The following is a 12,162-nucleotide window of genomic DNA, read 5'->3' as shown; positions in this document are numbered from 1 at the left end:
CGCGCTCCGCCATCAGGCGAAGCACAGCCTCCCGGCGCGCTGCAGGCCCGATCAGTTTTTTCCCAGAAGGTCCTTCAGGGCCGAGACGTCCAGCATCGACTCCGCCAGCAGCTTCTTCAGCCGCCGGTTCTCGTCCTCAAGCGTCTTCAGCTTCTGCGCGTCCGACACGCTCATGCCGCTGTACTTGGCCGTCCAGCGATAGAAGGTCTGCTCGCTGATCCCGTGCCGCCGACACACCTCCGCCGTCGGGCTTCCGGCCTCCTGCTCCCGCAGCACGCCGATGATCTGCGCCTCGTTGAACCTGCTCTTCTTCACGTCCGTCTCCTCTAGGTGACGGACTCTCACTCAAACCGAGGGATCAGGAAGGGGGCAGGTCACGGAGGAGAGCGGCGTGCGCAGGCCCTTGCGGATGCGGAAGAGGCAATCCTGCGAACCGTTAAGCAGCTCGCAGAAGTCCCGGTCGACGCCTAACCTTCATCCGATTGTCCTGTGATCGTATGACGGGCGAAATCGGCGGCACGGCGTATTTTGAGCTGCCGCCCATTTCGCCTCAACGGTGCGGGAGCCTCATCCTTCGCCGAGCACGTCCAGCCAACCTATCGTGGCCGTCAGCGATGGCTGGGCATCACGGCAGCGGCGGAAGGATTTTCGCGCAATCAAGGTAACAGCCCATCACCTTCGATAGTTCAAGAAGTCGTGCCAGCGTCTGACTAGATAGTTGTGCTCGTCCATGACCGAGTTCCATACGGCTATCGCGGACATGCGTTCATTATAGGAGCCTCCCTCGCGAAGCGCCCCCTTCGGCACAAGTTCCGCGCCATCAACCCCCGGAAGCGCGCACTGAGCCTGGCGACCGCCGTACCAGTAGTCCCACTCTGCATCGGTCATGTGCCGCCGGGCCGATTCTGGGACGGAGAAATAATAGCCCTGCCGGGCAACCACCGCCCCGGGCCAGCCGTCGAGCCACCAACCCATATATTCATAGGCCATGTCGAGCGTGATGGCCTCGATATGACGGGAGAGGGCCATCCCCCCGTACCACCCACGATATCCTTCCTTAGGCGCCGCGGTACGAAAGGACGTGTGACGAAGTCCGGGTAGCGCGAGCGCGGAGGACCAGATGCTGCCAATGCGCGCCCTGCTGCGGGAGAAGAGCTCGGCAGAATCTGCTTGAGTGCTCCAGAAGCCGAGGAAATGCCCACCGGCCCGCAGTTCCATCAGCACCGCCATCAGCCGATCTATTTCATGGACGGTCAGGTTTCCAGGATCCTCCACCTCAAGCAACCCGGCGGCGCGCACTGCCAGGATCGCGTCAATGGCGCCGATTGAGGCATTGCTCTGCAAGACCACGCGCCTCCACGCTCGATCCACGAGCCACGACCAACTCTCTTCCTTCTGGTCGAAACCCTCAGGCATCGCTTCCGGCCTGTAGCCGAAACTATCAGCGCAGTGTGTGAGTGGCAGCATGCTGATGCGGTCGGTTGGGGTTGCGCCAAGCCGGCTGTCGCCTTGGACGTAAAGCAATCCGGCGGGCACGCTGCCACTGCTTTCCCTGCCGATTGTCGCGCAGTTGTCGAGCGCTGCCTCAGCACCCCGATACCGCAGCATTCGGTCGACTTCGATCGGGCGTATGGCATGCGCGGTCCACACGAACTCCAGATTGTGGAACCACTGGTCATAGACATCGAAGCTTTCAGGACCTGTGACCCCGGTCCGGTGTGCAAGGTTACCGTCCAGAACGATACCTTCGATGTGAAATCCAAGATCGCTTCTGGCCCGTTGAAGGAGACCCGGAATAAGGGTGGACGCAGTTCCGAGTATGCGCAGCGTTCGCGGCCCGGATCGTACGGCAGGCGCTGCGAGCGATGTGTTTGGTCGCATTCTGGGTATCCCACGTGAAAGCATCCACATTCTTACAATAATGGTGGTTGTTTACAAGCATCAATTTTGATGGCACATTTCTGCAGGCCAAGCCGGGCATTCCGGCCTTGGCACGAGGTTGAGGCTGCGCAATAGTATGCAAAAGTCGGTTTTCGCTGACGGAGACGCCACCCTTTACCGGATGTGTGCCCGCCGCATCGTCGAGGCAATCGAGGAAGGTCGCTTCGAGCCGGGGCTCGTGCTTCTGGAAGGCAGGCTGTCGGCGATCTTCGAGACCAGCCGCGCGACTATCCGCAAGGCGCTTAATGATGTTGCGGACCGCGGGCTGATACGGCGGTTTGAGGGCCGCGGTTATGTCGTAGGAAATGACACGACAGACCCCATCCGCCGTTCCATCGAAGTCGGTGAGATCGCTATCGAAACTGGTCCCGCCGCCAGACCGGCCGCCGATTTCATCATCACTGAGGTCGAGGCGGCGCTGATGACGGCGGTCGCCTTCGGCCACTATCGTATCAATGAACGAACGCTGGCCGACGTCTTCGGCGTCAGCCGCCCGGTGGCGCGGGAGGTTCTCTGGCGACTGCGCGAGACCGGCCTGGTTGAGAAGGAGTTGCACTCGCCTTGGCTGGCTGGGCCTGTGACCGCGCGCGCTGTCATGGATGACCGAGAGCTGCGAATGCTTATGGAACCGCACGCGCTGAAGCTTTCCGCCCCGATCCTCGACAGAGCCGAGCTCCAGCGGATGCGGGAGCGGGTCTCAACGGCACGAAGCATGTCGGGGAAAGTCCCCCGCGCCGAAATCGAGGCGATCGAGAACGATCTTCACATCGTCTGCATCCGCCACTACAGCAACGATCGCGTCAAACGCGTGATGCGCACCGGCCGCCTGCCGATGATCGTGGACGCGCTGTTCGCGCAGTTCATCGGGGTCTATCCTGACGATCCTGCCTTCGCCGAACACGCCATCGTACTCGACCAGCTTCTTGCGGCAGAGTTCGACGCGGCCGCCGCCAGTCATTCCGCCCATCTGCGGCAGGAAAGCCAGCGAACGCTGGATCGGCTCAAGGTTCTGTCGGTGCTGCCCGAGCCTGATTTGGCCCCTTATCTGGAACGTATCGTGTGACCGGGAGGAACCGTTATGCGCAAGCTGCCACCTCTGAATTCCCTCCGCGCCTTCGAGGCTGCCGCCAGAAATCGCAGCTTTACAGCGGCGGCGACCGAACTGTGCGTCACAGTCACGGCGATTTCCCATCAGATCCGCCACCTTGAGGAGCAACTCGGCCAGAAGTTATTCGAGCGCACGCCAAGGGAAGTGACCCTGACCGACCTGGGAGAGAAGCTTTATCCCGGTTTGCGTGATGGCTTTGATAGGTTCGCTGATGCGTTTGACCGGCTTCGCGACACCCGAGGGCAGGAATCCCTCACGGTAACGACCACGCGCGCCTTCGCCGAGCGATGGCTGATGCCGCGGCTCTTGAGCTTCACGAGTGCCCTTCCAGGAATCGACGTCCACGTAGAAGCCACGGAAGAATTAGTGGACCTGCGTCGCTCCAGCGCTGACGTTGCCATCCGGTACGGGCATCAGCCGAGCGAGGACCTTTCCTCGGCGCTTCTCCTGCAGGACATGTATTGCCCCGTTGTCAGCCTCGGCTGCGCCACAACCTCTTCACAAGAGTTCGATGAGTACAAGGGCATGCCGCTTCTGGCCTACAAGTGGTTCAATCGCGGGCTGAGCGGCCCAAGTTGGGAGCAATGGCTCCAGGCTGCGGGCAAGCCGCCCATCGAGACATTCCGGATTTCATGGTTCAACGATGAGAGTCTGGCCATACACGCGATGGAACGCGGCATGGGCCCCTTGCTCTGTTCCGACATCATGACGGAGGACGCGACCCGGGAACGAAGGCTCATCAGGCTGGACGGACCCGCTTTGCCAGGCTTCGGCTATCATCTGACATACCTGCAGGGGCGCCGGCGGAAACGCCCCGTCGCTCGCTTCTGCGATTGGCTTCACGCACAAGCGGCCGAATTCGTGGAACAACGTCCTGCCCGTGCTGCCGCATAGGCTAGGAAGCCCGCGAGGAAAGGACTTGCGGCCGGTCGTAGTACGGCAATTGCTCAATCCTGACAGCGCCGCCTTTCAGCCGTACGGAATCGACATGTTCCACGATTTCCTTGAGGGGTGCGAACCAGACACGGCGATTTTCCAGAATGTCCTCCAGAAATTTTTCAACGAGCCGCCAGCGTGCTAGCCGCCCTGTCAGGAACGGGTGCCATACCGGCATCCACAGCCCCCCGGCCTCGTAGGCGGCCTCAAACTCTTCGAAGAACGCCGCCATGCCTGTCGAGGGCGAACGGACCGGCATCATGTAGCCTATTTCCTCATAGTGAGCGAAAGCCGGCCAATCGTCATTGCCCCAATGCGGCGGCACTTCATAGAGTTCGCCGGCGCCGGTGCGCATCAGATACGGTATGTCATCCGCCATCAGCGAAGAGTCGTACCTGAAACCGTGCTCGATAAGCAGTTCGATTGTGCCTTGGGTGACGTTGTAGACGGGTGCGCGATAGCCGACCGGACGTGTGCCGGACATGCGAGTGTGCACTTCGAGCGCCTTTTCGAACCAGTAGCGCTGCTCGGGCTGGGAAATCACGGTGGGGTCTTCGTGCAGAAAGCCGTGATGGCCTATCTCGTGTCCCTCCCGCAGGATCGCTTCGACCGCGTCAGGATACTGTTCCATTGTCCAGGCAGGTATGAAGAACGACTGGCGTAGTCCGAACCGCCGATAGGTTTCCAGTATTCGCGGCAGTGCGGTCGTGGGGCCGTAACGCCCCATCGTGACTGGATAGAGCCTGTTGAAGCCGTCGCGGGGCCTCGCAATATGGATCAGGCTATCGGCATCCATGTCGAAAGTGATCGAGCAGGCGCAGCTCGCGCCGTTCGGCCAGGGAATCGCGTTTCGGATCATCACGGCCAATCCACGCGGAATGCGACGCTCTTGGGGATCTGGTCTTCACCGTTGATAGGTACCAGGTCCTGCGGACAGGCCGACATCACTGCGATGACGTCCGCATCGGCCCGAAGCACGAGGCGGTCGCCACTTCGCGAGACCGGTACCCGCCACGAGATCGACCCGTCGTCAGCAGGTGGCGTATTCATCCAGATGTTGAAAGGTGCCGGTACTACTGGAACCCGCACTCCGATCGCCGCCAGAGCATTCCGGAGATTATCTGAGCAGTTCTCATGGTAGCCGCGCGCGCCAAGCTGCTCGTAGCGATGAGTATCACAGGCAGCAATCAGTGTGTCATGCACGCCAGGAGACGTGTCCTCCATGAGCGTCAGCAGTGGCCTGCGCCTGTTGCTGGTCAGGCCATCCCCCACCGCAGGTGTCAGCTTGCTCGCAACGGCATGAAAGTGCGCCATAGAGACAAACTCGCACAGGTCGACGGTAGCAAAGGCCCAGAAGTCGCAGACCTGCGATCCGTGCGTGTTGATAATGGTGAGCCTCTGACCGGCGTGCAGTCGCACAGCTCTCCCGCACCGCGCCGGCACCTCGTAAAGCCGCCCGGGTTCCGGCGCGCCATTGGGCGATATCGGGCGGTTCTGCTCGTCACCCCGATCGAGCGGATGGAAGTGGCTATGTGCGCCTTCTACCATTTGCATTGCCTCCGTTTGCTTCGAAGGAATTAAGCGGCAAATGGGGCAGGCTGCGATTGGGATTGTCTCAAGGGGTTATGAAGAAAAGCAAATCCTATCGCATCGCTGATGCCCAGGATGCAGCCGCCAGCACAAGCTCATCGTCGCCTGCTGCTGCACTGAGTAGTACGGAGATGGGCAGCGCCCCAGTCGGTCTTGCGACCGGCAAGGCAATGCCGGGCATACCGAGATAGCTGCCAATCATTGTGATGAAGAGCGCCTGCAGGTTGGTGCGAGCGAACAGCTCGTCGTTGGCGATGAGTGGCTCCAGTAGCGGAGGTAGAATTAGCGTTGTCGGTGTCACCAGTACCGCTCCAGCGAGTTCGGCAGAGATCTCCGTCCTAAGCTGAATACGCAGCCGGCGAAGCGTTTCAGCTTCGATGTGCGGAATAGCCGCTGCGTGATCCAAGCGGGCGACCACGCGTGGATCGATCGCGGCGCGATCCGCTCCTGCCAAGCGTTCGCGGTGGAAGGCGGCTGCCTCGACGCCGCCAAGCCAGCCAATCTTTCGAATCGCCTCACCCGCCTTCCGGACTGCTGCCACTGGACGGGTATCAACATGGGCGCCACAGCCCCGGGCCTGCTCCGTAAAGGCAAGTACGGACGAGCGAATATCTGAGTCCATGTCGACGTCATCAAGTAGCCACTGGTCAAGCAGCAGTTTCGGCGGCTTGCTCGCTTTCCCCGATGGCGAAACACCGCCCATCAACCGATCCAGGATCAGAACATCCGCAACCGTGTTGGCCATCGGTCCAGGCACGTCGAAGCTTTCCGCGAGAGGGAAGACGCCCGCCGCATCGTAACGCCCCCGCGATGGACGAAACCCCACCAGCCCGTTGAACGCCGCCGGCAGGCGTATCGAACCGGCGGTGTCGGTTCCGAGCGCGAAGGCCACCACGCCGTCTGCCAGCGCTACTGCTGAACCGGATGACGAGCCACCCGGCGCGCGGTCAGGGCGGTCGCGGGCGGTCGGCGTGCCGAAGTGCGGGTTGAGGCCGAGCCCGGAAAAGGCGAACTCGCTGAGATTGGTCTTGCCGACGGGTATCAATCCTTGTTGCCGCAGCCTCGCTATGAGCGCCGCGTCCGCTTCCGCGAGGGGCCAATCGAACCGCGTTCGGGATCCGGCGGTGGTGACAGACCCGGCAACATCGAAGAGATCCTTGACCGCGAAGGGAATGCCGTCAAAGGGGCCGAAGGCCATGCCCGCCCGCCGACGCGCGGTGGCGGTCTCAGCCTCGGCGATCGCTTGGCTGGGAAACAGCTCAATAAACGCCGCCTTGGACGCCGCGGCGCGCCCAAGCGCTTCAGTCACAAGATCGGTGGGTGTCAGCACACCGCTCGCAAGTGCTTCGGCGAGCGCGTTGAGAGTAGGTTTGAGCATCATAGCCATTCCCAAAGGCAGTACGCATTACTTCGTAAGGTTTGGGAGAGACTGGAGTGCTTGAGAAATGGTCAACAGGGCTCAGAGACATTTGAGGAACGCCTGCCGTCAACCCGTGTTGAGAACAGCTCATTTGAGTGATCGTCCTCGAGAAGGCTTTATCGAGCGCAATGGCGGCCCGCATCCAGGTCCGCTGCATAAGCTGAACGGGGAACATCATGAAAATCACAAGGCGCACTCTGCTTGGAACCGCTGCTTTGGCGGCGCCCGCCATAATCCTGGGTTCACGCGCATTCGCGTCGACCACCGAAATGAAAGTCGCGATCGTAATGCCAGGTCCCATCACCGACCATGGTTGGAGTCAGTCCGGATACGAAGCGATGCAGGTCGTCGGCGAGACGCTGGGAATCGAGACCGGCTACAGCGAAAAGGTCCACCAGCCAGATCATGTGGAGAGCCTGTCGGACTACGCCCGGCGTGGATTTACGCATGTGATCGGACATGGCGGGGAATTCCAGGATGCCGTGGAACGGGTTGCTGCTCGTTTTCCCGATACCCGGTTCATCGTCACCAATGGTTTGCGTGCCCGGGACAATATCACCACAGCAGACTTCTACTTCAGCCAGCCTGCATATCTTCTGGGGTTTCTGGCCGGCCGTTTCACCAAGACCGGCAAAGTCGGGCTCGTCCAGGCGCAGCAGTTCAAGTTCACCAACGATACGCTTGCGGGGTTCGAGGCCGGATTCAAGTCTGCGCGCCCCGACGGAACGGTCTTTTCCACCTGGACCGGGGATTGGGAGGATGTCGCGAAAGGCAAGGAGGCCGCCCTGACCCAAATCGGACAAGGCGCCGACATTGTGTGGCCGACAATGGACAGCGCCACGCAGGGCGCGCTGCAGGCGGTCCGTGAGAACGGCGCAAAGGCTTTCGGTCTCTACTACGACGCCATTTCGAAATGGCCCGACATCATCCTGCAATCATCCATCCTGGACGTGAAAGCGCTGATCGTATCGTTGCTAACGACGGCCAAGGCTGAAGGTCTGGTGGGCAAGAACTACAAGTTCGACCTCACTCAGCCCGATAGCGTGCGGCTGGGAAGCTATCATCCCGATATCGCACCAGACATCGTCGGCGAAATTGAATCCCTGAAGGCCAGGATCACGTCAGGCGACCTGGTGATCGAGCCGGCATAGGTCGTCCAGTCCGCCTGCCGTTCCGTCGCGCGATGCACGCGATGCTCGCCGACTTCACATAGTCGACCTGCTGCCTTGAGTGCGCCAATGAGTTTTTTGATCCTCGACGGAATCAGCAAGAAATTTGGCGACTTCTCCGCGCTCGACCACGTGGACCTTTCGGTTGAACGGGGCACCGTGCGCGCGCTTCTTGGTGAGAACGGCGCTGGCAAGACGACGCTCATGAACGTCCTCTATGGCCTGTACCGTCCAACATCAGGATCGATATACATCGGTCAAAAGCCGATCCACCTTCGCTCTCCGTCTGACGCCATCGCGCACGGAATCGGCATGATCCATCAGCATGTGCAACTGGCCGAGGCGCTCACTGTGGCCGAAAACATCGTGCTGGGCATCGACCGAAGCACATCACTGATTGATCTGCGTCGGCATGCTCGAAAGATCGCAGTGATGAGCGAGTCCTACGGGCTGGAGATCGATCCAGCAACGGAAGTCTGGAAGCTGCCGATGGGCATGCGGCAGCGCGTCGAGATCCTCAAGGTTCTCTATCGGGGAGCAGACATATTGGTGTTGGACGAGCCGACGAGCGTGCTGGCTCCGAACGAGATCGACATGTTTCTGCATCGAATGCGCATCCTGCGAGATAGTGGCAAGACCATCCTGTTCGTCACTCACAAGCTGGATGAGGTGATGGCGCTGGCCGATGACGTCACCGTGATGCGACAGGGACGCGTTGTCGCCAATTGCCGTGTCGCCGACACAGACCCGGTGCGACTCTCCAGGCTCATGGTAGGACGGGACGTGGCACCCCCGGCCGCGGTCCGTACGAGGGAGGCCGGAGACGTTGCGCTTGAATGTCGTGACCTGAGGATGCGCAACGATCGCGGCACTACGGCCCTCGACGGCCTGTCCATCTCTGTGCGGAGCGGCGAGATCCTTGGCATCGCTGGAGTGGACGGCAATGGGCAGCGAGAGCTCGCCGAAGCAATCTGTGGGCTGAAGCTGCTCGACGCGGGGCGGATCAGCGTCCGCGACATTGACGTCACTGGCTTCACTGCCGAGCAACGACATCGGATTGCCCGGATCGGGTTCGTGCCCGAGGATCGGCACGGAACCGGCCTTGTACTCGACAATCCGATCGCCGCAAACCTAGTGCTGAGATCCTTCCGTCGTCCTCCGATCGCGCGCTATGGCTTCCTTGATCACGGACAAATCGCCCGCACCGCCGCCGATCTCATGAATCGCTACGACATTCGCGCCCGTTCAGCCGCGCAGTCCACGCGTGATCTTTCCGGCGGCAATCAGCAGAAGATCGTCCTGGCCCGTGAGATTGAAGCCAAGCCCGACGTCCTGGTGGTTGCGCAGGCAACCAAGGGGCTCGACATCGGCGCGATCGAGTTCGTTCACAGCAAGCTGATCGAGGAACGGGATCGCGGAACCGCGATCCTCTACATCTCCACAGAACTCGAGCACATCGCGGAGGTTGCTGATCGCATCGCAGTCATCTTCCGCGGCCGCATCACCGGTGAACTGCTCCCCCGCGAACTATCCGCAGAACGCGCTGGGCTCCTCATGTCGGGTGCATGTACGGGAGAAGCCGCATGAATCGTATGCTCGATCTCGCTATTGGCCTACGCATTCCGATCGCGATCGCCGCAGCCCTCCTTACTGGATCGCTGTTGATCGCCGCAGGCAGCGGCGATCCCGTCAAAGCCTACGGGCTGTTGTTCAAAGAAGCCTTCCTTGACTATTGGGGCTTGTCCAACACTCTGGTGAAGACCTCCCCGATCCTGCTCGCCGCCCTGGCCGTGATCGTGCCGTTGCGCGCCGGCCTCTACAACATCGGTGGCGAGGGCCAAATCTACATAGGAGGCCTCTTCGCCACCATCGCCGCACTACACTTGGATGGCGTCACGGTTATCGTTGCTTTGCCCACGGTAATCCTTGCCGCAATGACGGGGGGCGCGCTTTGGGCGGCACTAGCCGGCGCACTGAGAGCCTGGCGTGGTATCAATGAAGTAATCGTCACGCTGCTCTTGAACTTCATTGCAATCCACATTGTCAGCTATGCGGTAAGCGGTCCGATGATGGCTGCCGGCGCGCCGTATCCGTACTCCGACGAGATACCGCAGTCGCTGCGGCTGCCGATCCTAATGCCTCAGACCGATGCACACATGGGCGTCATCTTCGGCCTCACCGCCGCCGCCGCGATAACCTTTATCTTCATGCGGACCTCTATCGGCATGGCACTCGACGTTGCGGGAAGGAGTGCGAACGCCGCTCAATATGCCGGGCTGAACGTCAAACGGCAGATCGTTTTGTCCATGGCAACTGGCGGTGCGTTGGCAGGGCTCGCCGGCGGAATCGAGGTTCTTGGTCTAAAATACCGGCTCTTTCACCTCTTCAGCGCCGGATACGGCTTCGACGGCATCGTCGCGGCATTCATGACCAACGCGCATCCAGCTCTTGCTCCCGTCTCGTCATTCTTCCTGGCCGGACTGCAATCCGGCGCCAACGTCATGCAGCGCGCCGCAGGCATCGATGGCACCGTGGTCGAGGCCATCGTCGGCATCATAATCATCTTCGTCGCCGCAAGCCTTGCCTGGCGCACCGATCTGCTGCGTGCCTTCCTGCGCAAGGGAGACCGTGACGAGATTCCCAGTGTTCAAGTCTCCAGAGTGGAGAGTAAATAATGGATGCGCTTCTCGACACCGGCGCGATTGCCCTTCTCCTTGCCGCAACCGTCCGCCTGGCCGTGCCGGTCGGATTTGCCGCGCTGGGCGGCGTCATCGCGGAACGCAGCGGCGTCTACAATGTCGGGCTGGAAGGCATGATACTCCTAGGGGCCCTGGGTGCAGCCGCAGGAACGCTCGCCACCGGCTCTCCCATTGCAGGCTGCGTGGTGGGCGTGGCTCTCGGCGTGGCTGGTGGTCTGTTGCTGGGGCTGCTGTCGATCACTTTCCACGTCAACCAACTCGTGGCCGGTATCGCCATAAACCTGCTATCCGCCGGACTGACGGCCTTCCTTGCTCGCGGCTTGATTGCCTCGCTGTTCGGTTCTAGTTCGGTGGCGGGGTTTTCCCAAGTTCGGCTTCCCGGGTTAGCCGAGCTTCCAGTCATCGGCAGCGCGCTCTTTACGCAAGATCCGCTCGCCTATGCCTTGATGGTCCTGACGGTCCTCGTCGCTTTCGTCGTATACCGCACTCATGCGGGTCTCAGGCTGCGCGCTGCAGGCGAAAACCCCCGTGCCGCGGATTCAGCGGGAGTGAATGTGACGCAAGTTCGGTTTACCGCGCTGGCTATGAGCGGCGCTTTTGCTGCACTGGGTGGTTGTCACCTGGTGCTGAGCCAGATCTACATGTTTTCAGAAGGCATGAGCGCCGGCAAGGGCTTCATCGCGTTGGCCGCTGTCATACTGGGAAGATGGCATCCGGTGGGAGCGGTGGCCGCCGCGCTGTTCTTCGGTCTCTGCGAGGCGCTCCAGCTCCGGCTGCAATTTTCGAACCCGAACGTCCCCTACCAGATTTTCCTTATCCTACCCTACGCCGCCTCGCTGCTTGTCCTCGTCTGGTTCTTTGGAAGAAGCCGACAGCCCGCTGCTGCAGGGCAGGTCTACGAGCGGGAAAGCCGATAAAGTATCGCTTTCTGGTCGCGCCCCTTGAAGAGTCAGCCCCGCTGCCACGCTTTACCATTGGGCTTATTTCACCAGGGGGCGTGCGTCACTTTCATTCGCCGCGTCGTGCGAAGCAAAGACAGCCCCATTCGGAACCGTGGGTGAACCGTAACTGATTGCGCAGACGAACGCCGCGTGAAACGCGCACCCTGAAGTCTCCTCTCAACGCAGAAGCCAATTTCACCGCACGCACGGACCTCCTAGGCCGTAAACCCATAAACGGCTCTGGGTTCCCTGACGGTGGCGATTGTGATTCAAGCTCCTTTTCGGGAGCTTTGCGATGGGCCGCTACGATCTGACGGATTTCGAATGGGAGGCGATCCGGCCTCACCTTCCCAACAAG

10 protein-coding genes and 1 pseudogene are annotated in these 12,162 nt (G+C 60.9%); 6 read left to right on the top strand and 5 right to left on the bottom strand.

What is annotated here, in order from left to right; genetic code table 11:
* Positions 1–315: pseudogene (locus ASC46_RS20370) on the bottom strand (transposase); the annotation flags it as partial.
* Between the two features lie 357 nt (positions 316–672).
* On the bottom strand, positions 673–1,881 hold the full coding sequence (locus tag ASC46_RS20365) for an ABC transporter substrate-binding protein (RefSeq protein WP_055461110.1): 1,209 nt from the start codon (positions 1,879–1,881) through the stop codon (positions 673–675).
* Positions 1,882–2,017: 136 nt separating this feature from the next.
* Here ASC46_RS20365 and ASC46_RS20360 point away from each other — a divergent pair, with 136 nt between their 5' ends.
* Together ASC46_RS20360 and ASC46_RS21895 are read left to right on the top strand one after the other, a co-directional pair.
* Complete coding sequence (locus ASC46_RS20360; protein ID WP_072249653.1) at positions 2,018–3,004, top strand: GntR family transcriptional regulator; 987 nt, start codon at positions 2,018–2,020, stop codon at positions 3,002–3,004.
* A 15-nt stretch (positions 3,005–3,019) separates the two neighbouring features.
* Complete coding sequence (locus ASC46_RS21895) at positions 3,020–3,943, top strand: LysR substrate-binding domain-containing protein (RefSeq protein ID WP_055461108.1); 924 nt, start codon at positions 3,020–3,022, stop codon at positions 3,941–3,943.
* Between the two features lies 1 nt (position 3,944).
* Here the strand turns inward: ASC46_RS21895 and ASC46_RS20350 are convergent, their stop codons facing one another.
* The 3 genes from ASC46_RS20350 to ASC46_RS20340 all read right to left on the bottom strand — a co-directional run bounded on the left by ASC46_RS20350 (position 3,945) and on the right by ASC46_RS20340 (position 6,956).
* On the bottom strand, positions 3,945–4,844 hold the full coding sequence (locus ASC46_RS20350; protein WP_055461112.1) for a polysaccharide deacetylase family protein: 900 nt from the start codon (positions 4,842–4,844) through the stop codon (positions 3,945–3,947).
* Entirely contained in the window at positions 4,844–5,533 is a 690-nt protein-coding gene (locus ASC46_RS20345) for a DUF1989 domain-containing protein (protein ID WP_055461107.1), read from the bottom strand. The genes ASC46_RS20350 and ASC46_RS20345 overlap by 1 nt, the downstream gene beginning before the upstream one ends.
* Before the next feature lie 94 nt (positions 5,534–5,627).
* Positions 5,628–6,956 (bottom strand): amidase family protein, encoded by a 1,329-nt coding sequence (locus ASC46_RS20340; RefSeq protein ID WP_245280647.1) that lies wholly within the window; start codon positions 6,954–6,956, stop codon positions 5,628–5,630.
* 215 nt (positions 6,957–7,171) lie between these two features.
* Here ASC46_RS20340 and ASC46_RS20335 point away from each other — a divergent pair, with 215 nt between their 5' ends.
* From ASC46_RS20335 to ASC46_RS20320, 4 genes are all read left to right on the top strand, one after another.
* Positions 7,172–8,146, top strand: a complete 975-nt coding sequence (locus ASC46_RS20335) for a BMP family protein (RefSeq protein WP_082464929.1) — start codon at positions 7,172–7,174, stop codon at positions 8,144–8,146.
* Between the two features lie 87 nt (positions 8,147–8,233).
* The gene (locus ASC46_RS20330; protein ID WP_055461105.1) at positions 8,234–9,751 is read left to right on the top strand and encodes an ABC transporter ATP-binding protein; all 1,518 of its coding nucleotides are present in this window, start codon (positions 8,234–8,236) and stop codon (positions 9,749–9,751) included.
* Positions 9,748–10,839, top strand: coding sequence for an ABC transporter permease (locus ASC46_RS20325; protein ID WP_157672365.1), 1,092 nt, complete (start codon positions 9,748–9,750; stop codon positions 10,837–10,839). Before ASC46_RS20330 ends, ASC46_RS20325 begins: the two co-directional genes overlap by 4 nt.
* On the top strand, positions 10,839–11,780 hold the full coding sequence (locus ASC46_RS20320) for an ABC transporter permease (protein WP_055461103.1): 942 nt from the start codon (positions 10,839–10,841) through the stop codon (positions 11,778–11,780). Before ASC46_RS20325 ends, ASC46_RS20320 begins: the two co-directional genes overlap by 1 nt.
* The last annotated feature ends 382 nt before the right edge of the window (positions 11,781–12,162 follow it).

It is taken from the genome of Chelatococcus sambhunathii (assembly GCF_001418005.1).
GTDB lineage: Bacteria > Pseudomonadota > Alphaproteobacteria > Rhizobiales > Beijerinckiaceae > Chelatococcus_A > Chelatococcus_A sambhunathii.
This window is presented reverse-complemented; position numbering and strand designations above follow the sequence as displayed.